The following is a 24,475-nucleotide window of genomic DNA, read 5'->3' on the forward strand; positions in this document are numbered from 1 at the left end:
CATGACCGAGACACTGCATGTACGCGGCGTGACCAAACGTTATGCGCACGAGGGAGCCGCATCGCACGAGGTGCTGCGCGGCATCGATTTAACGGTGGAGCCGGGCGAATTCGTCAGCATCGTCGGGCCGAGCGGCTGCGGCAAGAGCACCCTGCTGCGGCTGATTGTCGGACTGGATCAGGACTACCAGGGCGAGATTACCCTGGGAAGTCGGCGCATTAGCGGTCCCGGCCCGGAGCGCGGCATCGTGTTTCAGGACCATCGTCTGCTGCCGTGGCTGACGCTGGAGGAGAACATCGCGCTGGCGGTGGAAAACGTCTCCTGGCCGGCGGCGCGCAAACGCGACGCGGTGCGCGAACATATTGAACTGGTCGGGCTGTCGGGCTACGAGCAGGCTTTTCCCCACCAGCTTTCCGGCGGCATGGCGCAGCGTGCCGCCATTGCCCGCGGGCTGGTGGCGCGTCCGGAAGTGCTGCTACTGGATGAACCGCTGGGGGCGCTGGATGCGCTGACGCGCATCCGGTTGCAGGATGAACTGCTGCATATCTGGCAGCACGAGCGCACCAGCATGATCCTGGTGACCCACGATATTGAGGAAGCGCTCTATTTGAGTCACCGCGTAGTGGTGCTGCAATCGCATCCGGGGCGGATCGCCAGGGTGGTGGAGGTGACGCTGCCTTTACCGCGCGACCGCGCCAGCTATGCGTTTACCGACCTGCGGCGCGAAGTGCTGGCGGCGATGACGCCGGATACCGTGTGCCACGAAGCGGCGGTGGCGGGGTAAAAGAGTAGGGAGGCAGAGCGCGGCCTAAGCCGCGCTCTTCGATCGAAAATAACGAGGAGATTAGAACGAGGTGCGTTTGTAGCTGCGGTACTGCGGTTGCCAGAAGTTGTCGGCAATGGCTTTTGCCAGCGCATCGCCGGAGGTCACCACCGCCACGCCCTGCAACTGCGCCGCTTTACCCACTTCCAGCGCAATGCGTTTCGATACTTCCTGAATATCCGCGATATCCGGCAGCAGCGCGCCTTCGCCGTGGTTCGCCAGCGGAGAGCAGTCCGCCAGGGTACGGCTGGCCGCCATCAGCATAACGTCGGTAATGCGGGTCGCGCCCGATGCCAGCGCCCCTAAACCAATCCCCGGGAAGATAAAGGAGTTGTTGCACTGGGCGATGGGGTAAACCTTATCCTGATAGTGAACCGGCGCGAACGGGCTGCCGGTGGCAACCAGCGCGGCGCCGTCCGTCCAGCGGATAATGTCTTCCGGGCGGGCTTCCACGCGCGACGTCGGGTTGGACAACGGCATCACGATGGGGCGCTCGCAGTGACTGTGCATCTCACGGATAATTTCTTCGGTAAACAGGCCGGGCTGACCGGAAACGCCGATCATCACGGTCGGTTTGGCGTTGCGCACCACCTCCAGCAGGGAGATCGCGTCGCTGGCGACTTCCCAGCGGGTCAGCAATTCGCTTTTCTGCACCAGCTTGCTCTGGAAGTCGAGCAGGTTCGGCAGCTTATCGGTCAGCAGGCCGAAGCGGTCCACCATAAATACCCGGGCGCGGGCTTCATCTTCGCTCAAACCTTCAGACTTCATCTGGGCGATGATTTGTTCCGCGATGCCGCATCCGGCGGAACCGGCGCCGAGGAACACCACGGTCTGGTCGCGCAGCTGGCTGCCCGCCGCCCGGCTGGCGGCAATCAGGCTACCGAGGGTAACGGCCGCGGTGCCCTGAATGTCGTCATTGAAGCTGCAAATCTCGTCGCGATAGCGATTCAGCAGCGGGGTGGCGTTTTTCTGGGCGAAATCTTCGAACTGCAGCAGCACGTTCGGCCAGCGGCGTTTAACCGCCTGAATGAATTCATCGACAAACGCATAGTATTCGTCATCGGTAATACGCGGGTGACGCCAGCCCATATACAGCGGATCGTTCAGACGCTGCGGGTTGTTGGTGCCGACATCCAGCACCACCGGCAGGGTATACGCCGGGCTGATGCCGCCGCAGGCGGTGTACAGCGACAGTTTACCGATGGGGATGCCCATTCCGCCGATGCCCTGGTCGCCCAGGCCCAGAATACGTTCGCCATCGGTAACCACGATGACCTTCACATTCTGTTTGGTGGCGTTTTGCAGCATATCGTCGATATGCGCGCGGTTGGGGTAGGCGATAAACAGGCCGCGCGCCCGGCGGTAGATATCAGAGAAGTGCTCGCAGGCTTCGCCGACGGTCGGCGTATAGATGATGGGCATCATCTCGCTGAGGTGGGCGTCCAGCAAACGATAGAACAGCGTTTCGTTGGTATCCTGGATATTGCGCAGGTATACGTGTTTTTCTATATCGTTTTTAAACTCCTGGTATTGACGCCAGGCTCGTTCGGCCTGTTCTTCAATGGTTTCGACGGCTTCCGGTAATAAACCATATAGATTAAAGTCGGCGCGTTCTTCTTCTGTAAAAGCGCTGCCTTTATTCAACAGGGGAAATTCAAGAAGTATTGGACCAGCATAGGGGATGTAGAGGGGACGTTTACTTTCGTATTCTAATTCCATGACTTTTTTACTCTTTGGGTAACAGAAACGAATTCGGGTGAATAATAAAAACGCTGTGGCCCGGATCTTAAATTACCCACAAAATATGTACAGAAAATGTTAATTAAAATAGTTACAGATGGCTTGCATCGGCGAATAAAAAAAGCTGTATCGATTCAATCAGTTCATTTAATCAGCGCCGTCACTGCATGAAATGGCGGATAACATTTTTACAGCCCAGGTCGTTCAGCAGCGCCGCGCACGATTCCCATTGGCTGATGACGGCGTCGCGGCGTTCGACCACGGCGGCCCGGCGTATCGCCGTATGCCGCTCGCCCGCCAGATTCATCAGGTTAAGCGCCCCCTGCAAAGGGGGCAGGCTGGGATTGAACGCCGCATTTTCAGCGTAGCGGCCGGTATAGATGGCGCCGCCGCGCGTTTCCAGCGCCACGCCGCTTAACGCCTGCGTGTATGGCGCGTGGCTGCGGTTGGCGGCATCCAGCGCGGCAAGGACCAGCGCGTCCTGATGCGCCAGCGCGCAGCCATGGTCGACCTCATCCATCAACCTGGCGCTGGTGTTCAGATCGCCGGGGCCGAAGGCGTCCGGCAGATAATGGCCGAGCAGGGCGGGCTGACGGCCCGGCAGTTGAATGCGCAGCGTGGAGGCGGCGTTAAGCTCATTCATAAACTGCCGGCAGTGGCCGCACGGCGTGTAGTTCACTGTTATCGCCGCCAGCCCCGTCTCATTGCGCGACCAGGCGTGGCTAATCGCGCTTTGTTCCGCGTGTACCGTGTGCTGAAGCGGCGCGCCGCTGAACTCCATATTGGCGCCGAAATAAAAATTGCCGCTCACTCCCTGGGCGATGGCGCCCACCTGAAAACGCGAGATCGGCGTCAGCGCACAGGCGGCGGCCAACGGCAGCAAGGCAAAGGCCAGCGCGTTGGTATCCATCCGGCCGGCGTCGGCCAGCCCGGCCGCTTCATCCGCGGTCAGCATGGCGGCAAAATCCTGCCGGTGCAGAATGGGCTCCAGGGCGGATTGCAAACGGGATGGCAACTGTTTCAGGGCGTTTTCAAAGCGTGGAAACATAGCGGCTTGCTCTTTTGTATTGATGAATAGGCATCATATTAAGTAGCAGATTAGCAATATATTGTGATTATTATCTCGTTATATATGTAAGGAATGAAAGGAATATTAAAAATATGTGATGTGTATTGGATTTTATTCTCTTGCGCCTGAGTAAAGAGGGCGGGAATAGGGCCAAAGGGTTAAGGTATCGGCCGCCTTAATCCATAACCGTAAAACGCCAAGCCGCGTTAACCGGCAAAATGAAGCAGCACCGGAAAAATAAACGGTGCCACCAGCGAAGTAATAATCCCGCAGATCACCAGCGCCAGCGAACTGAACGCCCCTTCCTGAAAATCGACTTCCGCGCAGCGCGCCGTGCCCAGGGCGTGTGAAGCGGTTCCCATCGACAAGCCGCGGGCGGCTTTGGTTTTAATGCCGATGCGGTCGAACAGACCGTGTCCCGCCACCGCGCCGACGATGCCGACAAAAATGACGCACACCGCGCTGATGGCGGGAATACCGCCGAGCGAGCTGGCGACCGCCATGGCGATCGGCGTGGTGACGGATTTCGGCAGTACCGAGGCGGCAATCTCCGGGGATGCGCCCATCCACAGCGCCACCAGGGTGCCGGAAACGATGGCGGCGAGGCTGCCGATAAAACAGACGCTGATGATGGATTTCCAGCGCGCGCGGATTTGGTGAATCTGCTCGTAGAGCGGAAAGGCCAGCGCGACCACGGCGGGCTGCAGCAGGCTGTTGAGCACTTCGCTGCCCTTGAAGTAGTGCTCGTAAGGGATACGCAACAGTAGCAGCAGGGGAATGATAATCGCCATCGACACCAACAATGGGTTCAGCAACGATATTTGTGTCACCGCCGCCAGCTTACGGGCGGCGAAAAAGACCAGCAGCGTGAGCGGCAACGACCACCACAAATAGGCGAACATCAGGGTTTGTCCTTGGTTGGCGGGGTATCAGCGGCGATGGCGCGTTCGCGCTGCATCAGCTGGGTGCTGAAACCGACGACGATCATCACCACAAAGGTACTGATCAGGCAGGAAACGACGATCGGCCCAAACTGCTGGCTAAGCAGATCGTAGTAGTTCATCACGCCCACCCCTATCGGCACAAACAGCAGCGCCATATGGCGAATAAACAGATGACAGCCGGGTTTCACCCAGGTGGCCGGCAGGATCTGCGAAGCGAGAAGCGAGAACAGAATCAGCATACCGATAATGCTGCCCGGAATAACCAGAGGGAGTAACGCGGATATCGCATTGCCTGCCAGCAGACAGAGATAAATCAATGCGAAAGCGCGTAAATACCGCCAACAAAGGGTGATCGTATTACGCATGGGAAAGTCCTGATTAACTGATACGGCCATGATAACGCTAATGGAATTAGTGTGCCACAGATCACAGGTTTTCCCGGCCGGTAAATCCGGATGCCGGCTCAGCCGGTAAACAGCCCGCGCTCGGAAACCGCTTCGCCGATGGTGTCGGTAAGGCGGCGTAGCTGTTCGGGCGGAATGATAAACGGCGGCATAAGATAGATAAGTTTGCCGAACGGGCGGATCCATACGCCGCGCGTCACGAAAAAGCGCTGCAGCCGCGCCATATCGACCGGGCGGCGCGTCTCCACCACGCCAATCGCCCCCAGCACCCGCACGTCCGCCACCTCGGGCGCGGCGGATAACGGCTTCAGCGCCTGAAGCAGCTGTTGTTCGATGGCGGAGACCTGGCTCTGCCAGCGGTTCTCCGCCAGCAGCGTCAGGCTGGCGTTGGCCGCCGCGCAGGCCAGCGGATTGCCCATAAAGGTCGGGCCGTGCATAAAGCAGCCCGCCGCGCCGTTGCTGATGGTGTCGGCCACCTGCCGGGTGGTGAGCGTGGCCGAAAGCGTCAGATAGCCGCCGGTGAGCGCTTTGCCCAGACAGAGGATATCCGGCGTGATGCCCGCATGTTCACAGGCGAACAGCCTGCCGGTACGGCCGAACCCGCTGGCGATCTCATCGGCGATCAGCAGCACGCCGTAGCGATCGCACAGTTCGCGCACCCGTTGCAGATAGCGCGGATGGTAAAAACGCATGCCGCCTGCCCCCTGGACGATAGGCTCCAGCACCACCGCCGCCAGTTGCGCGGCGTGTTGCGCCAGCTGCGCGTGCAGCGGGGCGATATCCTCCTCGCGCCATTGGTCGTCGAACCGGCACTGCGGGGCGTCGGCGAACAGATGCGCGGGCAGATAGCCCTGATACAGGCTGTGCATCGAGTTTTGCGGATCGCAGACCGCCATCGCGCCGAAGGTGTCGCCGTGGTAGCCGTGGCGCAGCGTGAGGAAACGCTGGCGCCGCTCCCCGCGCGCCTGCCAGTATTGCAGCGCCATTTTCAGCGCCACCTCCACGGCGACCGAGCCGGAGTCCGCCAGAAACACGCACTCCAGCGCGTCAGGCGTCATCGCCACCAGCCGACGACAGAGCGCCACCGCCTGCGGATGGGTAATGCCGCCGAACATCACGTGCGACATCCGAGACATCTGCTGCTGCAACGCCTGATTGATGGCCGGATGGTTATAGCCGTGGATCGCCGCCCACCAGGAAGACATGCCGTCGACCAGACGCCGTCCGTCGGCAAGCTCAAGTTCGACGCCGTCGGCGGCGACCACCGGATAAACAGGCAGCGGTTGGGTCATGGAGGTATAGGGATGCCAGATATGGCGTTGGTCGAAGGCGAGGTCGTCAGGCGTCATCATTGGTGTTGTAAACTAAAAATGTATTGAGTTGGTTGACAGTATAAAGGGTTAATTTAAACTGATGAAACGTTTTTATTTTGGAGACGCCGCCATGGCCGACCGCATCTACTGGACGCTTGAGCAAGCGCAAGAACTATTCGACAAGCCGTTTCTGGAGCTGATGTTTACCGCGCAGCAGATTCATCGTCAGCATTTTGATCCCCGTCAGGTACAGGTCAGCACACTGTTGTCGATCAAAACCGGCGCCTGCCCTGAAGACTGTAAATACTGTCCGCAAAGTTCCCGCTACCGTACGGGCATTGAAACCGAACGGCTGATGCAGGTGGAGCAGGTGCTGGAGTCCGCCCGTCAGGCGAAAGCGGCCGGCTCGACCCGTTTCTGTATGGGCGCCGCCTGGAAAAATCCGCACGAGCGCGACATGCCCTATCTGGAGCAGATGGTGCAGGGCGTCAAAGAGCTGGGCATGGAAACCTGTATGACGCTCGGCACCCTGGACGGCGATCAGGCGTCGCGTTTAGCCGCGGCCGGGCTGGATTTCTATAACCACAATCTCGATACCTCGCCGGAGTTTTACGGCAGCATTATTACCACCCGCAGCTATCAGGAGCGCCTGGATACGCTGGATAAGGTGCGCGGCGCCGGTATCAAGGTCTGCTCCGGCGGGATTGTCGGCCTGGGGGAAACGGTGCGCGACCGCGCCGGCCTGCTGGTGCAACTGGCCAATCTGCCGACGCCGCCGGAAAGCGTGCCGATCAATATGCTGGTAAAAGTAAAAGGCACGCCGCTGGCCGATAACGAGGACGTCGACGCGTTTGATTTTATCCGCACCATCGCCGTGGCGCGCATTATGATGCCGACCTCCTACGTGCGTCTCTCCGCCGGCCGCGAGCAGATGAGCGAACAGACGCAGGCGATGTGCTTTATGGCCGGCGCCAACTCCATCTTCTATGGCTGCAAACTGCTGACCACGCCGAACCCCAAAGAGGATAAGGATCTGGCGCTATTCCGCAAACTGGGGCTGAACCCGCGGCAGACCGAGGTGGAATACGGCGATAACCAACAGCAGCAGCGGCTGACGCGGCAGTTGACCCACGCCGATACGGAGCAGTTCTACAATGCCGCGCTGTAGCGCTCCGCACGCGCGGCGCCGGCGGCCATGAGCTGGCAACAACGCATTGCGCTGGCGCTGGAACAGCGCCGTCAGGATGATGCCTACCGCACGCGGCGGGCCAATCAGAGCGGCAACGGCCGCTGGCTGATGCAGGACGGGCGGCGCTACCTCAATTTTTCCAGCAACGATTATCTGGGGCTGAGCCGTCATCCGGAAATTATTCGCGCCTGGCGCCAGGGGGCGCAGCGCTATGGCGTCGGTTCCGGCGGCTCCGGCCACGTGACGGGTTATACCGACGCCCATGAGACGCTGGAGCAACAACTGGCGGAGTGGCTGGGCTATGCGCGCGCGCTGCTGTTTATTTCCGGCTATGCGGCGAATCAGGCGGTGGTCGCCGCGTTGACGCAGGCGGGCGATCGTATTCTGGCCGACCGGCTGAGCCACGCTTCCCTGCTGGAGGCCGCGGCGCACTCGCCGGCGACGCTGCGGCGTTTTAGCCACAATGACCATCAAGCTTTGCGGCGCCTGCTGGAAAAGCCAGCCGCGGGTCAAACCCTGGCGGTCACCGAAGGGGTGTTCAGCATGGACGGCGACAGCGCGCCGCTGCCGCAGTTGCATGCGCTGTGTCGTGAACGCGGCGCCTGGCTGATGGTGGATGATGCCCACGGGGTAGGCGTGCTGGGCGAGGAAGGGCGGGGAAGCTGCTGGCGGCGGCAGGTGAGGCCCGAGCTGTTGATCGTCACCTTCGGCAAGGCGTTCGGCGTCAGCGGCGCCGCCGTGCTGTGCGCCGAACCGCTGGCGGAATACCTGTTGCAGTTCGCCCGCCATCTGATTTACAGCACCGCCATGCCCGCGGCGCAGGCCTGCGCGCTAAGCGCCGCGCTGAACTGTGTCCGCCAGGGGGAGGCGCTGCGGGAGGCGCTGCGGCGCAATATCGCCCGGTTCCGCGCCGGTTGCGCTACCTCGCCTTGGCGGCCGATGGACTCCGATAGCGCCATTCAGCCGCTGCTGGTCGGCGACAACGCCCGCGCGCTGGCGTTGATGACGCGCATGCGCGCGCAGGGAATATGGGTAACGGCGATGCGTCCTCCCACGGTGCCGCCCGGCAGCGCCCGCCTGCGGATTACGCTGACGGCGGCGCATCGGCCGGAAGATATTGAGCAATTATTGACGGTGCTGCGCCATGCCGACTGAAACCCACGATAAACCGGCCATCGCCCGGGCGTTCGGCCGGGCGGCGGACAGCTACGACCGCTATGCGGCGCTGCAACGGGCCAGCGGCGCGCGCCTGCTGGAGATGGTCGCGTCGCATCATGGATCGCAGGTGCTGGACGCCGGCTGCGGCACCGGTCACTTCAGCCGCCGCTGGCGGCAGTTGGATAAGACCGTGACCGCGTTGGACCTGTCTTCCGAGATGCTGGCCTACGCCGGCGAGCAGCGGGCCGCGCACCGCTATGTGTTGGGGGATATCGAAAACCTGCCGCTGGCGGACGGCAGCGTGGATATCAGCTACAGCAATCTGGCGGTGCAGTGGTGCGACGATCTGCCGCGCGCGCTGGCCGAACTGTATCGGGTGACCCGCCCGGGCGGCGCCATCGCCTTTTCCACGCTGGCGGACGGATCGCTCAGCGAGCTGGCGCAGGCCTGGCGGCGCGTGGACGGCAGCCGCCGGGTGAACCGTTTTCTCTCCGTTCCCGCCATACGGGCCGCCTGCCGCCCTTACCGCCATCAACTTCACCAGGAGCGGGTGACCCACTGTTTTCCCGACGTGCTGGCGCTGCTGAAGTCGCTGAAAGGCATCGGCGCCACCTGGCTGCATCAGGGACGCGCGCCCGGTTTGCTCAGCCGGGCGCGTCTTGATGCGCTGGCGTCGGGGTATCCTCGGCGCCAGGAGGGCTATCCGCTCAGCTATCAACTGATTTACGGAGTGATTTATCGTGATTAAGCGCTGGTTTGTAACCGGAACGGATACCGAGGTCGGCAAGACCATCGCCAGCTGCGCGCTGTTGCAGGCCGCCAATGGGGCCGGATACCGTACCGCCGGCTATAAGCCGGTGGCCTCCGGCTGCGAAATAACCCCGCAGGGCGCGCGCAACGGCGATGCCTTGCTGCTGCAGGCCAACAGCGGCGTGCGGCTGGATTATCAGCAGGTCAATCCGCTGGCGTTTATCGAGCCGACGTCGCCGCATATCGCCAGCGCGGCGGAGCGGCGGCCTATTCACCTGTCAGCGCTCTCCGCCGGGCTGCGGGCGCTGGAACAGCAGGCGGACTGGCTGCTGGTGGAAGGGGCCGGCGGCTGGTTTACGCCGCTGTCTGGGCAGGAAACCTTCGCCGACTGGGTGGCGCGGGAGCAGTTGCCGGTTATTCTGGTGGTGGGCATCAAGCTGGGCTGCATTAACCATGCGCTGCTGACCGCGGGCGCTATCCGTCAGGCCGGATCAACGCTTGGCGGCTGGATCGCCAACGGCGTTGAAGCGCCGGGAAAGCGCCATCAGGAATATCTGCTCAGTTTGCGGCAGCGTCTGCCCGCCCCGATGCTGGGTGAAATCCCGCATCTGGCGCTGCCGCAGTCGCAGAATCTGGGGCGGTATATCGATCTATCGCGGCTGGGCTGAGGTTTCACCTGCTGATAATAAATACCCGGCTTTATCCCCGGATTGATAATTAGCCTGGTATTTATTCATCAATCAATAGAAAAAATATCTTGATTTTCCCCTTTAGCCCTTGCTACCCCTGAATGCGTTTCTGGAATCCGCGTTCCGTTTTTAGCATTTTTCAGTCTAATACTTATGAGATAAATCGCAGAAAAGGGGTGAAAAAAATCCGTATCGGCAATGATATTAGCTGAAGGTAGTATTTCTGTAACACAGAGCGGGTGCGGGGTTGTGGGAGTTATCCACTATTTCTGTGGATAACTGTGTGCATGAGCACTAGGAAAACTATGCCAGACGAGAGCTGACGCGGGTTTCCGTCGGGTTGACGTTATTCTCTGCTTTTTTTTAAATACCATTAAAATCATTATGTTATTTAAAATCAAGCGCCTTGATTGCGCTTGGCGCCCGCTGACATAAATTAGTAATCAGGCGCTAGCGGCAGGTTACCAAAATTAGCCGTTTGGGGATAAAAAGTCGCTAACTTTTTCTGGTGGATCGGCAACCTTTATGCTAGCGAATCCATGCGTTGGTTAATCATTCAGCCAGGCGATAATTTTCTTGATGCTGTTTTTATATCCAGTATCATGGCGGTGGTAAAGTCCGCGATTGCTTCCCATAATAACCTGAGGGTCAATAACGGCCGTTCAGTTCCATTCGCGCGTCATCCGATAGCCCATTCATGAGTAACGTATTCGACTATGAGTAAAGCATTCAAACTGAATTCCGAATTTAAGCCGGCGGGCGATCAGCCGGAAGCCATTCGTCGTTTAAAGGAAGGATTGGAGGATGGGCTGGCGCATCAGACGCTGCTGGGGGTAACCGGATCGGGCAAAACCTTTACCATCGCCAATGTGATCGCCGACCTGAACCGTCCCACCATGGTGCTGGCGCCCAATAAAACGCTGGCCGCCCAGCTTTACGGGGAAATGAAAGCCTTTTTCCCGGATAACGCGGTGGAGTATTTCGTCTCTTATTACGACTACTATCAGCCGGAAGCCTACGTGCCGAGCTCCGATACCTTTATCGAGAAGGATGCGTCAGTCAACGAACATATCGAACAGATGCGACTCTCGGCCACCAAGGCGATGCTGGAGCGGCGGGATGTGGTTGTGGTCGCCTCGGTTTCCGCCATTTACGGCCTCGGGGATCCCGACCTATATCTGAAAATGATGCTGCATCTGACGCAGGGGATGATTATCGACCAGCGGGCGATTTTACGGCGCCTGGCGGAATTGCAGTATGCCCGTAACGATCAGGCGTTTCAGCGCGGCACCTTCCGCGTGCGCGGCGAGGTGATCGATATTTTCCCCGCCGAATCGGACGAGGTGGCCCTGCGCGTCGAACTGTTTGATGAAGAAGTGGAGCGGCTGTCGCTGTTTGACCCGCTGACCGGGCAGATTCTGCACACCGTGCCGCGTTATACCATTTATCCGAAAACGCACTACGTGACGCCGCGCGAGCGTATTTTGCAGGCGATGGAAGATATCAAGGTGGAGCTGGCCGATCGCCGCAGGATACTGCTGGCGAACGATAAGCTGGTGGAGGAGCAGCGGCTGAGCCAGCGCACCCAGTTCGATCTGGAAATGATGAACGAGCTGGGCTACTGCTCCGGCATCGAAAACTATTCGCGCTATCTGTCCGGGCGCGGCCCCGGCGAGCCGCCGCCGACCCTGTTCGACTACCTGCCGGCCGACGGGCTGCTGGTGGTCGACGAGTCGCACGTCACCATTCCGCAGATAGGCGGTATGTATCGCGGCGACCGGGCGCGTAAGGAAACCCTGGTGGAGTACGGCTTCCGCCTGCCGTCGGCGCTGGACAACCGGCCGATGAAGTTTGAGGAATTCGAGGCGCTGGCGCCGCAGACCATTTACGTGTCGGCGACGCCGGGCAACTACGAGCTGGAAAAATCCGGCGGCGACGTGATCGATCAGGTGGTGCGTCCCACCGGCCTGCTGGACCCGGTGCTGGAGGTGCGGCCGGTGGCCACCCAGGTGGACGATCTGCTGTCGGAAATCCGTCTGCGCGCCGAGGTGAACGAGCGGGTGCTGGTCACCACGCTGACCAAGCGCATGGCGGAAGATTTAACCGAATATCTGGAAGAGCACGGCGAACGGGTGCGTTATCTGCACTCGGATATCGATACCGTCGAACGGGTGGAGATTATCCGCGATCTGCGGCTGGGCGAATTCGATGTGCTGGTGGGCATTAACCTGTTGCGCGAAGGGCTGGATATGCCGGAAGTGTCGCTGGTGGCGATCCTCGACGCCGACAAGGAAGGCTTCCTGCGTTCCGAGCGCTCGCTGATTCAGACCATCGGCCGCGCGGCGCGTAACCTGAACGGCAAGGCGATTCTGTATGGCGATAGAATTACCCCCTCGATGGCGCGGGCGATTAGCGAAACCGAGCGCCGCCGTGAGAAACAGCAGGCGTACAACCTGGAACACGGCATTGTGCCGCAGGGGTTGAACAAGAAAATCGCCGATATCCTGCAACTGGGGCAGCCGAGCAACAGAGGCAAAGGGCGCGGCAAGAAAGCCGCGGAGCCGGCGGCCGACTATCTGGCGCTGACGCCGAAAGCGCTGGAGCAGAAAATCCGCGAGCTGGAAAGCAGGATGATGACCCACGCGCAGAATCTGGAGTTTGAAGAAGCGGCCGGCCTGCGCGATCGGGTACAGGCGCTGCGCGCGCAGTTTATTGCGTTGTCCTGATGGATGATGCGAGCAGAAAGTTTTGAGGGATCGTTATGGATGTTGCTATACCGGGTGTAGATGTCTTGTTTGTTGCAGGTTTTGGCCCCATCGTAAAATCAGCTCCGGCCAGCTATAGGCTCTACGTTGACACGCTGGGCCTGCCGTTAAAGCCGCTGGAGGGCAATAGTGATTATTTGACCACGGATAAGCTGGTCGGCGTGACCCATACGCCCTGACTGCGCGATGGAAAATCTGACGCATAACGAATCTCACCCGTAGCCGCCGCTGCATTTCCATCTACGTAAGCAATCGCAGGAGATTAAGACGTATTGCGTTTTTCCGCCTCTGAGCGCACGCGCCGGGTTGCTTCCTGTTTCAGCGTCTGGCGATCGATTTTGTTGGTGCCGGCCAGCGGAAAACGCTCGAGCAGCCAGATATGGCGCGGATGCAGATAGGCCGCGCCCTCGCGCAGCGTAAAGGCTTTAAGCTCCTCGACGCCGACCTGTTTGCCGGGACGCAGCACCACCCAGGCCGTGGGTTTATGGCCTTTAATCTCGTCGGCGACCGGCACCACGCAGGCCTGCTGCACCGCCGGGTGGCGTTCCAGCAGATGCTCCACTTCGCTCGGATAGATATTTTCCCCGCCGCAGACGAACATATCGTCATAACGGCCGATAAAGGTGTAGAACCCTTGATCGTCCTGACGGAACACGTCGCCGGTAATGTAATAGCCGTCCGGCGTGAAAGGGGCAATATCCGGCCGTTGGTGGTAGCCGAGCATCAGCGCCGGGCTTTTCAGCTCCAGCACGCCGCGGCGGGAAAGCTCTCCGTCTTCGCCGCGCAGCCGCAGCTCAACCTGCGGATGCGGGTAGCCGGCGGCCAGCGGCGGCAGCGGGCGCCCTTGCGGATGCGGGCCGAACACCACCGGCCCGCCCTCGGTGGTGCCGTAGGCGTTGATAATCCGCGCCTGCGGCAACAGCCGGCGGATCTGGCTTATCAGGCTGGCGCTCACCGGCGCCGACCCCATGCGCACCGCCCGCACGCAGGATAGATCGCTTTGCGCCAGCAGAGCTTTTTCCCGCAGCATCATGGCGATCATCGGCGGCACCGCCGTCAGCCAGCTACAGCGATGGTGGTGAATGGCGCGAATATAGTCCGCGGCGCTGAACTGCGGCAGGATCACGGCGGTGACGCGGCTTGCCAGCGCCAGCAGGATCAGCGCCAGCGCGTTCATATGGTAAAACGGGGCGGCGATAAGCACCCGTTCATCATGCAGTTCCCGCGCCGCCAGACGCGTCTCTATCACCCACAGATGGCTGTGGTGGCTCAGTTTGACCCCTTTGGGCACGCCGCTGGAGCCGGAGGTATACAGCAGCAGCGCCACGTCCTTCGGGCCGGCCTGCCAGGGCGTCAGCGGGCCGGGGTCGCTAAATGCCGTCATGGCGTCGTCGTCAAAAGGGATATGCGGCGGCGGGTTGGCGAGGCGCGCCAGCTGCGCGCCGTCGCCGAACAGAAAGAGGGCGCCGCTGTCCTGCAAAATATGCTCGATGGCGGCGACCGGCAGTTTGATATTGATGGGCACCGCCACCAGCCCGGCGCGCAGGATCCCCAGCAGCGCGGCGACATAGTGCGTCGAGTTGAGCGCCAGAATGGCGACCTTGCTGCCGGGGGGAAATCCGCGCGCCAGCAGGGCGCGTCCGATGGCGTTGGCCTGCGCGTCGAGCCGGGCATAGCTGAGCGCCTGCGCAGGCTGCCCGACGCGCGGCGCAATCAGCGCGGGCTGCTCGCCGTCGCGGCGTTCGGTAAACAGTACGCCAAGATTACGACCGTTCATGGCAGAAACTCGAACAGGCTATTGAACGCCGGCAGCGCCACCAGCAGGCGTTGCGGCTGTTCGCTGAGCGGCAGATCGAGCGCGCGGGCCCGGTCGGCGAGCAGCTTGCGGTCGCCGCCGTGCAGGCGCAGCGCGGCAAACCGGCTTTTACGCGCCGGGTCCGGTTGCAGCAGATGCTGATAGTGCCGGGCGAAAGCGTCGTGATGCAGGAAAGCCAGTGCAAAACCCGGCGCCAGCGCGCCCAACGCCTGATAGTCGCCGGCCAGCGCTGCGGGATCGTCGCCGACCACCGTCAGCTGGCTGATGCGCGTCACGCCGTTGCGATGCCGCAGCCACTCATCGCGCCACACCAGCTCCGGCGTGTGATGCTGGCAGAAATAGATCCGCCCGGCGCTGAAACTGCCCGCCGCCAGATGCACCGTGCTAAAGCGCGCCTGCTGCCGCTGCCCGTCGATATCCACCGGGCGGGAGAAGGTGCGCACGGGCTGCGCGGCAAAGCCGGCCTGGCGGATCGCCTGCGCGCTGGCGGCGATATCCTGACTGGCGAACACCAGCCCGTCGAGGCCGGGCGGGCCGTCCAGCAGTTCCCGGCGCTGCACCGGCTCGCCGGGCGGCAGGCCGAGAATTTCCAGATAGTGGCGCTCGAAGATAATCAGATGGTTAATCGACCCCATGGAGTGATAGCCGCGCGGCGTCAGAGTGAACCCCAGTTGCTCCAGTAACGATGCGGCGCGATCGGTCTCGAATTGTGCGTTAAGCACCACATGGTCGAGAGAGAGAGACATGGCCGGCTCCTCAGGCGGTGGCGGTGGAATAGAGGCCGCGTCCGCTGGCGACCAGACGCCCCTCGCTGTCGAACACGTCGGCTTCGGCGCAGGAGACCTGTTTACCGCTTTTGATCACCCGGCCGCGGGCGGTGAGATCGCCGCGCGCCGGACGGTGGTAATCCACATGCAGATTCAGCGTCGGCACCCCCCGGCCGGTAAAGGCCACCAACGCCCAGTCGGCGGCCAGATCGATCAGCGCGGCGAGGATACCGCCGTGGGTATATCCTCCGGCGGCGTTGACCACCCATTCTGCGCGCCAGCGCGCGGTTAATTCGATTTCCCCCTCTCCCAAGGCGGTCACCTGCAGACCGAGCCATTGGTGATAAGGCCCTTGTAGCAAACGCGCCTGCACATCGGCGGCGCTCAGCGGTGTGGATTCAGCCATTAGCATTACCTTTTATCGTGATGATGTTGTTTTCAGGGCGTGACGATAACCTTGCCCAGCACTTCGCGATCGCGGATAAGCCGCAGCCCTTCCGCGGCCTGTTCCAGCGGCAGGACGCGGTCAATCAGCGGATCGATTTCGCCGCGCGCCACCATCTCCAGCAGGGCGGAGAGGTTGTCGGCGTAGAAACTGTTGGAGCCTTTGACCGTCAGCTCGAAGCTCCAGATATAGCGCAGATCTTCCTGCGGGTCGTAACCGGCGGTGGCGCCGCACACCAGCAGCGTTCCGCCGCGTTTCAGGCAGCGCAGCGACGGACGCCAGGTCTCGCCGCCGGTGAAGTTGATCACCACGTCGACGCCCCCTTCATAAGTGCGGCGCTGCGGTTTGCCGTAGGCGGAGATGGCCCATTTGGCAAAATCGGTTTCCCGGTAGTTGACCACCTGGTCCGCCCCCAGCGCTCTGAGCGCCTCGGCTTTTTCCGCGCTGCCGGCGCAGGCGATAACCTCCGCCCCCAGCCGCTTGGCCAGCACCACGCAGGCGCTGCCCACGCCGCCGCTGGCGCCGAGGATCAGCACCCGGTCGCCGGCTTTAATGGTGTTGTGGGTGACCAGCATACGGTGCGCGGTGCCGTAAGCCACCGGCAGGGCCGCCGCCTGCGCAAAGCTGACCTTGTCCGGCAGGGGGATAAGCTGGGCGGCGTCCGCCAGCGCATATTCCGCCATGCCGCCGTCGATCATCTCGCCCATCAGCCCCACGGCCGGTTTCAGCGGATTGACCAGTATGCGATCGCCGATTTTCCAGCCGTCGACCCCCTCGCCGACGGCGCTGATTGTTCCGGCCAAATCCAGGCCGGGCACCACCGGCAGCGGAATGGTAATGCCCGGCATCCCGCGTACGGTAAACACATCGTGATAGTTAAACGATGCCGCCCCGACGCGAATTACCACGTGGCCGGGCTGCGCCGTCGGTCGCGGATGATTATCGATTACCCGCAGCCGATCGAGGTCGCCGTGCTGCGTCAGTACCAGTGCTTTCATGGTGTCGCTCACAAGTTGTCTCCTGTTGGGCTGGCGGTTATTCGGCCAGCGGGGGGATGGATTTCGACTTCTGATAGGGGCCGGTGACAAACAGGCCGTCGCTGAGATCTCCCTTGATGGCGCCGCTTTCAACGAACACCTTATGCTGCAATTTCAAGGTATCGATATCAGCCTGCTCGAACGAAACCCGGTTCATGCTCTCCCAGCGGCTGACGTAGACTTCGGCGTCTTTTTGCGGCAGGTTGGCTTTTTTCTGCAGGATCTTCACTACCTCATCAGGATGCGCCCGTCCCCAGGCCAGGGTGTCGCGCAGCGAGGCGATCACCCGGGCCACGGTATCCGGCTGTTTATCGATCAGCTCGCTGCGCACCGCGCCGATGCCGATATAGGGAACGGCGTCGCTGTGGGTGAGCTTGCGCCACTCATCGGCAAAGCTGCCCAGGGGTTTGACATGCAGCTCATCCAACTGGGCGATGGTCACCGAGCGCAGCGCGGCGGCATCCACCTGCTTCTGCGCCAGGAACTGCGCCAGCCGCGATTCGTTGCCGCCCACCAGCGAGAAATCCGCCGCTTTGATGTCGTAGTTGCCGGCCAGAATGGCGCCGGCGATCACCGCCACCGACGAGCCCGCCGGGGACATGCCGATCTTTTTGCCCTTCAGTTGGGAAAGCTGGGTGATGGGAGAATCGCTCGGCACCACAAACTGCACGTCGGCGGGCTGGGTGGCGGCAAAGATTTTTACCGGCACCCCCTCGGCGGCGGTGCTGAGGATGCCGGCCAGCGGCGCGCCGAACGCCAGATCGATGGAGCCGGAAGCCAGCGCTTTTACCGGCGCGTTGACGTCCGGGAAGTGGATAAACTCGGCGTCGATGCCGTGACGGGCGAGAAAATCGGTGCTTTCCAGCACCGCGCCATAGCCGAGGCTGACGCCGCTGGTCCAGTAGCCGATGCGGACTTTTTCCGCCGCAGCGAGATTTTGGGCAAACAGCGCCCCGGCGACCATCAGGGCCGCTGCAATGATATTTTTCATGGCGTTATTCCTGTGTGAGTTGTTTCCAGCGGAACAGACGGCGTTCCAGCGGTTTCAGAATGCCGCTCTCAAGCAGCAGCATGAGCGCGACCAACAGCACCGTCCAGGCGAACACCTGATCGGTTTGCACCAGATCGCCGGCCTGCCGCAGGCGATAGCCGATGCCGTTTGACGACCCCAGCGTTTCGGCCACCAGCGATACGCGCCAGCCGAAGCCGAAAGCCAGACGGGCGCCGGAGAAGAAATAGGGCAGAATGGTGGGCAGGTAGATTTTCAGCAGCGTCTGCCAGCGGTTCATGCGGAAACTGCGCGCCAGCTCGACGTACTGGGATTCCACCGTCTGCGCCCCTTGCCAGACGTTGGTCAGGATCAGCGGCATGGCGGTCATAAACACCACGAACACCGTGGTGGCGTTGGAGATGCCGAACCAGATGATGGCGAAGATGGCCCAGATGGCCGACGACACGCTGTTAAACACCGCCAGCAGCGGTTCGAAGAACTGCGCCAGACGACGGCTGGCCCCCAGCGCCAGCCCCAGCGGGGTGCCGACCAGGGTGGCGAAGGCGAAGCCCATCGCCACGCGGGAGAGGGTAACGCCGATGTCGTTGAGCAGCGTGCCGTTATGCCACAGCAGTTGCAGCGCCAGCCAGGTTTTTTGCGGGCCGGGCAGGATAAAGGCCGGCATCTGCAGGGCCGCCAGCCACCAGATAAGCAGAAACAGCAGCAACAGGGACAGGCGTTGCAAGAGCAGCGTCGACAGCGAACGGGCACGGGACATATCAGATCTCCAGGCGCAGCAGGCGTATCTGCTCGCTGACCGCCCGGCTGGTGGGCAGGCGAGGGCGCGGCAGCTCAATGGTTTGAATATGGTGGATATGTCCCGGATGGGGTTTGAATATCACCACCCGGTCGGCCAGCACCACCGCCTCTTCCACATCGTGGGTGACCAGCACGATCGACATCCCGGTCAGGCGCTGGATGCGCAGGATTTCGTTATGCATCACGCTGCGGGTTTGCGCATCGAGCTTGGAAAACGGCTCATCCATCAGCAGAATTTCCGGCTCCGTGACCAGACTGCGCGCCAGCGCCACCCGGCTGCGCATTCCGCCGGAGAGCTGGTGTGGCCAGTAGCGGGTAAAATCGGTCAGCCCGACCAGATGCAGCGCGTCCGCCACCCGCCGGCGCCGCTCGGTCTGGCTGAGGGGCAGATTCTCCAGCCCGAAATTGACGTTCTGTTGTACGCTGCGCCACGGCAGCAAGCGATCTTCCTGAAACAGATAGCCAATGCGCTGCCAGTGGCGGAAGTGCGCGGCGTCGGCGCCCTGAATGGTCAGCGATCCGCTGTCGGCGCTCAGCAGGCCGGACAAAATATTCAGCAGCGTGCTTTTACCGCAGCCGGAAGGGCCGAGCAGCGCCAGGATCTCGCCCGGATTAAGGGTTAAATCAACGTCGCGCAGCACCTGCAGCGCGCCGAACGCTTTGCTGATGCCGGTCGCCCGGATCAGCGGCGCGGCGGCGGGTGCTGGCGCCGTCTCCTGCAACAGCGCGCTCATTGCTGCAGCCTCCGTTCCAGAATGGGCAGCACGGCGCCGTCCCGGCTCAGGGTGGCGTAAACCTTTTCCAGCGTCATCGCCTGGAAGGTTTCGATATGGCGGCGGGCAATCAGCTCGACCCGCTTGCCGTCGCCCTGACTGAACGCCTCGATCATGGCGTTGTGGTCGTGCTTGATTTCCGGCTTGGTTCCCTGCACGTTAAAGCCCAGCGCCACCAGACGCGACATTTCGTCCATCAGGCTGGAGAGCGTGCGGATCAGATGGTTGTTGCCGGAAGCCTGGGCGATGGTGAGATGAAAGCGCTTATTGGCGTTCATAAACACGTTGATCTGTTGCGACAGCGGCGCGCGGATCTCTTCCCGGCAGGCGGCCTCCAGCCGGCGCAGTAAATCAATGTCCACGCGGCCCACCGCCAGCCGGGCGGCCAGCGGTTCAAGCTGGGCGCGGATGGTGAAAATCTCTTCCACGTCCTGCACGGTGACCGGCGCGATCTGATACCCCTTGCGCGGGCGCGACCGCAGCAGATTTTCATGGCACAGACGGGCCAGCGCCACGCGGCAACTGCTTTTGCCAATCTCATAACGTTCCATCAGCGCCTGTTCGGTGATCATGGCGCCGGGAAGCAGCCGGCAGCACAGTACATCGTGACGAATACGCAGCCAGGCGGTATCGCCCTGCGACAAGGCGGCATTTTTTTCGGATGAAATCGTAGCCATCTGGAAATCCTTAATACGTGCTGTGAGCAGCTCACAGGAGGAGACTAGGATGCTTAACTGCAGGCAGTTTATGAAGCAGGCTAATAATTAGCCAATATGAAATTTGGCTTTGGATATGAGGAAAAAACATCAACTGAGCTGCTTACTGCAGGGAAAACCCATGAGGGGATTGGCAGAGGGAAGCGGTCGCCGAAGGTAAACCGTGATGGAGAACGGGGGCGACCGGCGAGAGTCAGACTAACGCGGCCAATGCTTTTTCAATGGCGGCGTAAAGTAATTGGCGGTCGTGGCGGTAGGGGATATCGGCGGCTTCCAGCGGCTGTTGAATCAGCATGCGGCCGGACGGCGCGGCGGCCGGGCCGGGAGGTTGGATCACCACGTCAATCCGCCGCCCGCCCAGGTGTTTCTCCATCATCTCCAGCTTCTGCGACAGCGTCATGCCGGCGGCGGACGGGCTGAGCTCGCGGCCGAGATTGTCGATATAGATAATGGGGGCGGCGGTGTCGCGCAGAGCGCGGCTGAGATCGTCGATCAGCAGCGGCGGCATCAGGCTGGTCAGAAAGCTGCCGGGACCAATCAGGATCAGGTTGGCATCGGCCACGGCCTCCAGCGCTTCATTAGGGGCGGAGACCGGAGGATAGAGCGTCAGATCCTGCGGCAACGCGGCGAGCTGATCGATATCCACTTCGCCGTATACCGGGTTGCCCTGTTCATCAATGGCCATCAAATCAACCGGCTGCTCGGACATGGGGATTAAAAAAGCGTCGACTTTTAGCAGATCGCGCAGCAGGTTGATGGCCTCTAACGGGCGAACGCTCAGATGGTCGAGCGCTTTCAGCATCAGATTACCCAGATTATGGCCCGCCAGTTCGCCGCTGCCGTTGAAACGGTACTCAAACATGGCGGAGGCGACGCTCGGGGTGGTAATCAGCTGATTCAGGCAGTTACGGGTATCCCCCCAGGCGATCCCGCCCTCCGCGCGGCGTATTCTTCCCGTCGAGCCGCCGTTATCGGTGGTGGTGACGATGCCGGTCAGGCGCGAGCCGAGGGAGGAGAGTGAAGACATTACCCGACCCAGGCCGTGCCCGCCCCCCAGGGCGACGACCCGATCGACATCGGCCAACGTACGAATGCGCATAATAACCCTTATTGCTGAACTGAGGCGGTAACTGCCGCCGGTAAGGTAGCCGATTTCGCTATAAAAGGCGAAAAATCATCGTGCTGCTGTGAGCTGAGACAATGTCCGCCGCTGATTTTCCACTTATGCTATGCAGGATAAAGTATTGAAAATCCGTTATATATTAAATTATACATCGTTTTTTTAAGTGACTATGCGCCGCCATTGGCGGTAAGCTTTTGATGAAATTCATGGTTCCGCGTCCGCCTTGTCTGACCCTGTTAGTCAAATAATAGACCGGAATCAAACTCCTAGCCCTGGCGCCTAAGTGATGCGTATACGACGCATGATATGGCGCCCCGGCCGTGGCCGGAACGGTCACCAGGGTGCGAGGTAGAAATGCCTGCATCTCCCGTATTTGGAAAGGTGTTTATGGCGAGTCAACTGACCGATGCGTTTGCGCGCAAGTTTTACTATTTGCGCCTGTCTGTAACCGATGTCTGCAACTTTCGTTGCACCTACTGTCTGCCGAACGGCTATAAGCCCGATGGCGCCAACCCGCACCGTTTTCTCTCCCTCGACGAGATCCGCCGCGTCAGCCGCGCGTTCGCCGAATCAGGCACGGAAAAAGTCCGTATCACCGGCGGGGAACCCTCGCTGCGCCGCGATTTCGTCGATATTATCGCCGCCATCCGGGAAAACCCGGCGATCCGCACGCTGGCCGTCACCACCAACGGCTACCGCCTGGCCCGCGACGTGGCCCGCTGGCGCGAAGCCGGTCTGACGGCGCTGAACGTCAGCGTGGACAGCCTCGACGCCCGCCAGTTCCACGCCATTACCGGGCAGGATAAATTCCGTCAGGTGATGGACGGCATCGACGCGGCGTTCGCCTGCGGTTTCGCCAAAGTAAAGGTCAATACCGTGCTGATGCGCGACGTCAACGACGGCAGCCTGCAAACCTTTCTTGAGTGGATCAGAGCGCGTCCGATTCAGCTGCGCTTTATTGAACTGATGGAAACCGGCGACGGCGGCGCGCTGTTTCGCCGCCACCATATTTCCGGCGAGGTTATCCGCAGGCGGCTGCTGCGGCAGGGGTGGTTCGAACAGGCGCGCGGGCGCAGCGATGGTCCGGCGCGGGTATTCAGCCACCCCGATTATCAGGGGGAGATCGGGCTGATTATGCCCTACGAGAAAGATTTCTGCCTGAGCTGCAACCGCCTGCGCGTTTCCGCCATCGGCAATCTGCATCTTTGCCTGTTCGGCGATCAGGGCATTCCGCTGCGCGATCTGCTGGCCGACGACCAGCAGATCGCGGCGCTGAAAATGCGTATTTCCGGCGGCCTGGCGACCAAGAAACAGAGCCATTTTCTGCATCAGGGCAACAGCGGCATTACGCAGAATCTGTCGTTTATCGGCGGCTGACGCCGCCGTTCAACCTATCCGTAAGGAGCTTGCCATGAGTAAGGTCAGTAGCGAATTTATTCCTCTCAATATCGCGGTGCTTACCGTATCCGAGCGGCGCACCGCGGCCGACGATACGTCGGGCGATTATCTGCGCGAAGCGGCGCAGTCCGCCGGGCACCAGATCGTCGCCAGCAGGATCGTCAGAGAAAATCTTTACCAGATCAGGGCGCAGGTATCCGCCTGGATCGCCAGCGACGAGATTCAGGCGATCCTGATCAACGGCGGAACGGGATTTACCGCCGGCGACCTGGTGCCGGAGGCGATCGGCGTGCTATTCGACCGGGAAATCGAAGGTTTCGGCGAACTGTTCCGTATGCTGTCGTATGAAGATATCGGCACCGCCACGATCCAGTCGCGGGCGGTCGCCGGGCTGGCGAATCAGACGGTGATTTTCGCCATGCCTGGCTCGACCCGCGCCTGTCATACCGCCTGGGAGCGCATCATCCAGGAGCAGTTGGATGCGCGCCAGAAGCCCTGTAATTTCCACCCCCATCTGAAAAAGTAACCTGTCTATGTCACAACTGACCCATATCAATGCCGCCGGCGAGGCGATGATGGTGGACGTTTCCGCCAAGGCCGACACCGTGCGCGAAGCGCGGGCGGAAGCCTTTGTCGAAATGGCGCCGCACACGCTGGCGATGATTATCGATGGCCGCCACCATAAAGGCGACGTGTTCGCCACGGCGCGTATCGCCGGTATTCAGGCGGCGAAACGCACCTGGGAGCTGATCCCGCTGTGCCATCCGCTGCTGCTGAGTAAAGTGGCGGTTGAACTGGAGGCGCAGCCGCAATACAACCGCGTGCGCATTGAAACGCTGTGTCGCCTCGCCGGCAAGACCGGCGTGGAGATGGAAGCGCTTACCGCCGCGTCGGTGGCGGCGCTGACCATTTACGATATGTGCAAGGCGGTGCAGAAAGATATGACCATCGGCCCGGTGCGCCTGCTGGCGAAAAGCGGCGGCAAGTCGGGCGACTTCAGGGCGGAGGAATGAGGAATAATGATTAAGGTGCTGTTTTTCGCCCAGGTGCGCGAACTGACCGACACCGATAGTCTGACTCTGGCGGCGGAGTACGCCACGGTGGACGATCTGCGTCAGGCGCTGAGCGCCAGGGGCGACCGCTGGGCGCTGGCGCTGGAGTCCGGCAGGCTGCTGGCGGCGGTCAACCAGTCGCTGGCGGAGCCGCAACATGCGCTGCGGGACGGCGATGAGGTGGCCTTTTTCCCGCCGGTAACGGGGGGATAATCATGACCGAGACGCGAATTCGCGTAGGCGAAGCCCATTTCAACGTCGGCGATGAATATCAGTGGCTGGCGCAGTGCGATGAAGACGGCGCGGTGGTGACCTTTACCGGCAAGGTGCGCAATCATAATCAGGCGCGCGACGTTAGCGCGCTGACCCTGGAGCACTACCCCGGCATGACCGAAAAGGCGCTGGCGGAGATTGTCGGCCAGGCGCGCGAGCGCTGGGCGCTGCCGCGCGTTAGCGTTATCCATCGGGTCGGGGCGCTCTATCCCGGCGACGAGATTGTGTTTGTCGGCGTCAGCGCCGCCCACCGCGGCGACGCCTTTGATGCCGCGCAGTTTATTATGGACTATCTGAAAACCCGCGCGCCGTTCTGGAAACGCGAAGCCACGCCGGATGGCGAGCGCTGGGTGGAGGCGCGCGACAGCGACGAGCAGGCGGCCCGGCGCTGGTAGCGGTTTCGGCCGAATGAACGGTTATG

26 protein-coding genes and 1 riboswitch are annotated in these 24,475 nt (G+C 61.3%); of the genes, 12 read left to right on the top strand and 14 right to left on the bottom strand.

Annotated elements, in window-relative coordinates; genetic code table 11:
* Position 1 precedes the first annotated feature (1 nt).
* The gene (locus tag EH206_RS07650; protein WP_009112208.1) at positions 2–784 is read left to right on the top strand and encodes an ABC transporter ATP-binding protein; all 783 of its coding nucleotides are present in this window, start codon (positions 2–4) and stop codon (positions 782–784) included.
* Between the two features lie 60 nt (positions 785–844).
* Here EH206_RS07650 and EH206_RS07655 read toward each other — a convergent pair whose 3' ends face one another.
* The 5 genes from EH206_RS07655 to bioA form a co-directional block, all read right to left on the bottom strand.
* Complete coding sequence (locus EH206_RS07655) at positions 845–2,542, bottom strand: NAD-dependent malic enzyme (protein WP_009112209.1); 1,698 nt, start codon at positions 2,540–2,542, stop codon at positions 845–847.
* A 181-nt stretch (positions 2,543–2,723) separates the two neighbouring features.
* Positions 2,724–3,611, bottom strand: a complete 888-nt coding sequence (cdd, locus tag EH206_RS07660; RefSeq protein ID WP_009112210.1) for a cytidine deaminase — start codon at positions 3,609–3,611, stop codon at positions 2,724–2,726.
* 227 nt (positions 3,612–3,838) lie between these two features.
* Complete coding sequence (locus EH206_RS07665) at positions 3,839–4,534, bottom strand: CidB/LrgB family autolysis modulator (RefSeq protein ID WP_009112211.1); 696 nt, start codon at positions 4,532–4,534, stop codon at positions 3,839–3,841.
* Positions 4,534–4,941: a CidA/LrgA family protein gene (locus tag EH206_RS07670; RefSeq protein ID WP_009112212.1), complete on the bottom strand. Its 408-nt coding sequence runs from the start codon at positions 4,939–4,941 to the stop codon at positions 4,534–4,536. Before EH206_RS07670 ends, EH206_RS07665 begins: the two co-directional genes overlap by 1 nt.
* Before the next feature lie 98 nt (positions 4,942–5,039).
* Positions 5,040–6,329 (bottom strand): adenosylmethionine--8-amino-7-oxononanoate transaminase, encoded by a 1,290-nt coding sequence (bioA, locus tag EH206_RS07675; RefSeq protein WP_040343748.1) that lies wholly within the window; start codon positions 6,327–6,329, stop codon positions 5,040–5,042.
* Between the two features lie 94 nt (positions 6,330–6,423).
* Between bioA and bioB the strand changes: the two genes are divergently transcribed.
* The 6 genes from bioB (at position 6,424) to EH206_RS07705 (ending at position 13,023) form a co-directional block, all read left to right on the top strand.
* Positions 6,424–7,461 carry a biotin synthase BioB gene (gene bioB / locus EH206_RS07680; protein ID WP_009112214.1) on the top strand — a complete coding sequence of 346 codons (1,038 nt, stop codon included), beginning with the start codon at positions 6,424–6,426 and terminating at the stop codon, positions 7,459–7,461.
* Positions 7,462–7,488: 27 nt separating this feature from the next.
* Positions 7,489–8,637 (top strand): 8-amino-7-oxononanoate synthase, encoded by a 1,149-nt coding sequence (bioF, locus tag EH206_RS07685; protein ID WP_009112215.1) that lies wholly within the window; start codon positions 7,489–7,491, stop codon positions 8,635–8,637.
* On the top strand, positions 8,627–9,388 hold the full coding sequence (gene bioC / locus EH206_RS07690) for a malonyl-ACP O-methyltransferase BioC (RefSeq protein ID WP_009112216.1): 762 nt from the start codon (positions 8,627–8,629) through the stop codon (positions 9,386–9,388). The genes bioF and bioC overlap by 11 nt, the downstream gene beginning before the upstream one ends.
* On the top strand, positions 9,381–10,058 hold the full coding sequence (bioD, locus tag EH206_RS07695; RefSeq protein ID WP_009112217.1) for a dethiobiotin synthase: 678 nt from the start codon (positions 9,381–9,383) through the stop codon (positions 10,056–10,058). The genes bioC and bioD overlap by 8 nt, the downstream gene beginning before the upstream one ends.
* Positions 10,059–10,795: 737 nt before the next feature.
* On the top strand, positions 10,796–12,805 hold the full coding sequence (gene uvrB, locus EH206_RS07700) for an excinuclease ABC subunit UvrB (RefSeq protein ID WP_009112218.1): 2,010 nt from the start codon (positions 10,796–10,798) through the stop codon (positions 12,803–12,805).
* Positions 12,806–12,840: 35 nt separating this feature from the next.
* Positions 12,841–13,023 carry a hypothetical protein gene (locus EH206_RS07705; protein WP_009112219.1) on the top strand — a complete coding sequence of 61 codons (183 nt, stop codon included), beginning with the start codon at positions 12,841–12,843 and terminating at the stop codon, positions 13,021–13,023.
* An 83-nt stretch (positions 13,024–13,106) separates the two neighbouring features.
* On the opposite strand, the gene EH206_RS07710 is transcribed toward EH206_RS07705, so the two are convergent.
* The 9 genes from EH206_RS07710 to EH206_RS07750 all read right to left on the bottom strand — a co-directional run bounded on the left by EH206_RS07710 (position 13,107) and on the right by EH206_RS07750 (position 21,307).
* Positions 13,107–14,621, bottom strand: coding sequence for a class I adenylate-forming enzyme family protein (locus tag EH206_RS07710; RefSeq protein WP_009112220.1), 1,515 nt, complete (start codon positions 14,619–14,621; stop codon positions 13,107–13,109).
* Positions 14,618–15,406 (bottom strand): VOC family protein, encoded by a 789-nt coding sequence (locus EH206_RS07715; RefSeq protein ID WP_009112221.1) that lies wholly within the window; start codon positions 15,404–15,406, stop codon positions 14,618–14,620. The genes EH206_RS07710 and EH206_RS07715 overlap by 4 nt, the downstream gene beginning before the upstream one ends.
* A gap of 10 nt (positions 15,407–15,416) precedes the next feature.
* The gene (locus EH206_RS07720) at positions 15,417–15,833 is read right to left on the bottom strand and encodes a PaaI family thioesterase (RefSeq protein WP_009112222.1); all 417 of its coding nucleotides are present in this window, start codon (positions 15,831–15,833) and stop codon (positions 15,417–15,419) included.
* A gap of 32 nt (positions 15,834–15,865) precedes the next feature.
* Entirely contained in the window at positions 15,866–16,882 is a 1,017-nt protein-coding gene (locus EH206_RS07725; RefSeq protein WP_009112223.1) for a quinone oxidoreductase family protein, read from the bottom strand.
* Between the two features lie 25 nt (positions 16,883–16,907).
* Positions 16,908–17,900 carry an ABC transporter substrate-binding protein gene (locus EH206_RS07730; RefSeq protein ID WP_009112224.1) on the bottom strand — a complete coding sequence of 331 codons (993 nt, stop codon included), beginning with the start codon at positions 17,898–17,900 and terminating at the stop codon, positions 16,908–16,910.
* A gap of 4 nt (positions 17,901–17,904) precedes the next feature.
* The gene (locus EH206_RS07735) at positions 17,905–18,678 is read right to left on the bottom strand and encodes an ABC transporter permease (protein WP_009112225.1); all 774 of its coding nucleotides are present in this window, start codon (positions 18,676–18,678) and stop codon (positions 17,905–17,907) included.
* 1 nt (position 18,679) lies between these two features.
* Positions 18,680–19,453 (bottom strand): ABC transporter ATP-binding protein, encoded by a 774-nt coding sequence (locus tag EH206_RS07740; protein ID WP_009112226.1) that lies wholly within the window; start codon positions 19,451–19,453, stop codon positions 18,680–18,682.
* Positions 19,450–20,169 carry a GntR family transcriptional regulator gene (locus EH206_RS07745; protein WP_009112227.1) on the bottom strand — a complete coding sequence of 240 codons (720 nt, stop codon included), beginning with the start codon at positions 20,167–20,169 and terminating at the stop codon, positions 19,450–19,452. The genes EH206_RS07740 and EH206_RS07745 overlap by 4 nt, the downstream gene beginning before the upstream one ends.
* 232 nt (positions 20,170–20,401) lie before the next feature.
* Positions 20,402–21,307, bottom strand: coding sequence for a gluconeogenesis factor YvcK family protein (locus tag EH206_RS07750; protein ID WP_009112228.1), 906 nt, complete (start codon positions 21,305–21,307; stop codon positions 20,402–20,404).
* 275 nt (positions 21,308–21,582) lie between these two features.
* Positions 21,583–21,730, top strand: a riboswitch (molybdenum cofactor riboswitch).
* Here EH206_RS07750 and moaA point away from each other — a divergent pair.
* The 5 genes from moaA to moaE all read left to right on the top strand — a co-directional run bounded on the left by moaA (position 21,719) and on the right by moaE (position 24,449).
* Entirely contained in the window at positions 21,719–22,708 is a 990-nt protein-coding gene (moaA, locus tag EH206_RS07755) for a GTP 3',8-cyclase MoaA (RefSeq protein ID WP_040343039.1), read from the top strand. Its footprint overlaps the riboswitch before it by 12 nt.
* 34 nt (positions 22,709–22,742) lie before the next feature.
* Positions 22,743–23,255, top strand: coding sequence for a molybdenum cofactor biosynthesis protein B (gene moaB, locus EH206_RS07760; protein ID WP_009112230.1), 513 nt, complete (start codon positions 22,743–22,745; stop codon positions 23,253–23,255).
* 7 nt (positions 23,256–23,262) lie between these two features.
* On the top strand, positions 23,263–23,742 hold the full coding sequence (gene moaC, locus EH206_RS07765) for a cyclic pyranopterin monophosphate synthase MoaC (RefSeq protein WP_009112231.1): 480 nt from the start codon (positions 23,263–23,265) through the stop codon (positions 23,740–23,742).
* A gap of 6 nt (positions 23,743–23,748) precedes the next feature.
* Positions 23,749–23,994 carry a molybdopterin synthase sulfur carrier subunit gene (gene moaD / locus EH206_RS07770; RefSeq protein WP_009112232.1) on the top strand — a complete coding sequence of 82 codons (246 nt, stop codon included), beginning with the start codon at positions 23,749–23,751 and terminating at the stop codon, positions 23,992–23,994.
* 2 nt (positions 23,995–23,996) lie between these two features.
* Entirely contained in the window at positions 23,997–24,449 is a 453-nt protein-coding gene (gene moaE, locus EH206_RS07775) for a molybdopterin synthase catalytic subunit MoaE (RefSeq protein ID WP_009112233.1), read from the top strand.
* The last annotated feature ends 26 nt before the right edge of the window (positions 24,450–24,475 follow it).

Source organism: Brenneria nigrifluens DSM 30175 = ATCC 13028 (assembly GCF_005484965.1).
In the GTDB taxonomy this organism is placed as follows: domain Bacteria; phylum Pseudomonadota; class Gammaproteobacteria; order Enterobacterales; family Enterobacteriaceae; genus Brenneria; species Brenneria nigrifluens.

Excerpts from the sequence above, each read along its gene's own strand:
- EH206_RS07735 (WP_009112225.1), bottom strand. The coding sequence starts at position 18,678 with ATGTCCCGTGCCCGTTCGCTGTCGACGCTGCTCTTGCAACGCCTGTCC.
- bioF (WP_009112215.1), top strand. The coding sequence starts at position 7,489 with ATGAGCTGGCAACAACGCATTGCGCTGGCGCTGGAACAGCGCCGTCAG.
- moaB (WP_009112230.1), top strand. The coding sequence starts at position 22,743 with ATGAGTAAGGTCAGTAGCGAATTTATTCCTCTCAATATCGCGGTGCTT.
- moaE (WP_009112233.1), top strand. The coding sequence starts at position 23,997 with ATGACCGAGACGCGAATTCGCGTAGGCGAAGCCCATTTCAACGTCGGC.
- bioA (WP_040343748.1), bottom strand. The coding sequence starts at position 6,329 with ATGACGCCTGACGACCTCGCCTTCGACCAACGCCATATCTGGCATCCC.
- EH206_RS07745 (WP_009112227.1), bottom strand. The coding sequence starts at position 20,169 with ATGGCTACGATTTCATCCGAAAAAAATGCCGCCTTGTCGCAGGGCGAT.
- EH206_RS07720 (WP_009112222.1), bottom strand. The coding sequence starts at position 15,833 with ATGGCTGAATCCACACCGCTGAGCGCCGCCGATGTGCAGGCGCGTTTG.
- moaA (WP_040343039.1), top strand. The coding sequence starts at position 21,719 with ATGGCGAGTCAACTGACCGATGCGTTTGCGCGCAAGTTTTACTATTTG.
- bioB (WP_009112214.1), top strand. The coding sequence starts at position 6,424 with ATGGCCGACCGCATCTACTGGACGCTTGAGCAAGCGCAAGAACTATTC.
- cdd (WP_009112210.1), bottom strand. The coding sequence starts at position 3,611 with ATGTTTCCACGCTTTGAAAACGCCCTGAAACAGTTGCCATCCCGTTTG.
- uvrB (WP_009112218.1), top strand. The coding sequence starts at position 10,796 with ATGAGTAAAGCATTCAAACTGAATTCCGAATTTAAGCCGGCGGGCGAT.
- EH206_RS07730 (WP_009112224.1), bottom strand. The coding sequence starts at position 17,900 with ATGAAAAATATCATTGCAGCGGCCCTGATGGTCGCCGGGGCGCTGTTT.
- EH206_RS07670 (WP_009112212.1), bottom strand. The coding sequence starts at position 4,941 with ATGCGTAATACGATCACCCTTTGTTGGCGGTATTTACGCGCTTTCGCA.
- EH206_RS07750 (WP_009112228.1), bottom strand. The coding sequence starts at position 21,307 with ATGCGCATTCGTACGTTGGCCGATGTCGATCGGGTCGTCGCCCTGGGG.
- moaC (WP_009112231.1), top strand. The coding sequence starts at position 23,263 with ATGTCACAACTGACCCATATCAATGCCGCCGGCGAGGCGATGATGGTG.
- moaD (WP_009112232.1), top strand. The coding sequence starts at position 23,749 with ATGATTAAGGTGCTGTTTTTCGCCCAGGTGCGCGAACTGACCGACACC.
- EH206_RS07655 (WP_009112209.1), bottom strand. The coding sequence starts at position 2,542 with ATGGAATTAGAATACGAAAGTAAACGTCCCCTCTACATCCCCTATGCT.
- EH206_RS07740 (WP_009112226.1), bottom strand. The coding sequence starts at position 19,453 with ATGAGCGCGCTGTTGCAGGAGACGGCGCCAGCACCCGCCGCCGCGCCG.
- EH206_RS07705 (WP_009112219.1), top strand. The coding sequence starts at position 12,841 with ATGGATGTTGCTATACCGGGTGTAGATGTCTTGTTTGTTGCAGGTTTT.
- EH206_RS07710 (WP_009112220.1), bottom strand. The coding sequence starts at position 14,621 with ATGAACGGTCGTAATCTTGGCGTACTGTTTACCGAACGCCGCGACGGC.
- bioC (WP_009112216.1), top strand. The coding sequence starts at position 8,627 with ATGCCGACTGAAACCCACGATAAACCGGCCATCGCCCGGGCGTTCGGC.
- EH206_RS07715 (WP_009112221.1), bottom strand. The coding sequence starts at position 15,406 with ATGTCTCTCTCTCTCGACCATGTGGTGCTTAACGCACAATTCGAGACC.
- EH206_RS07650 (WP_009112208.1), top strand. The coding sequence starts at position 2 with ATGACCGAGACACTGCATGTACGCGGCGTGACCAAACGTTATGCGCAC.
- EH206_RS07665 (WP_009112211.1), bottom strand. The coding sequence starts at position 4,534 with ATGTTCGCCTATTTGTGGTGGTCGTTGCCGCTCACGCTGCTGGTCTTT.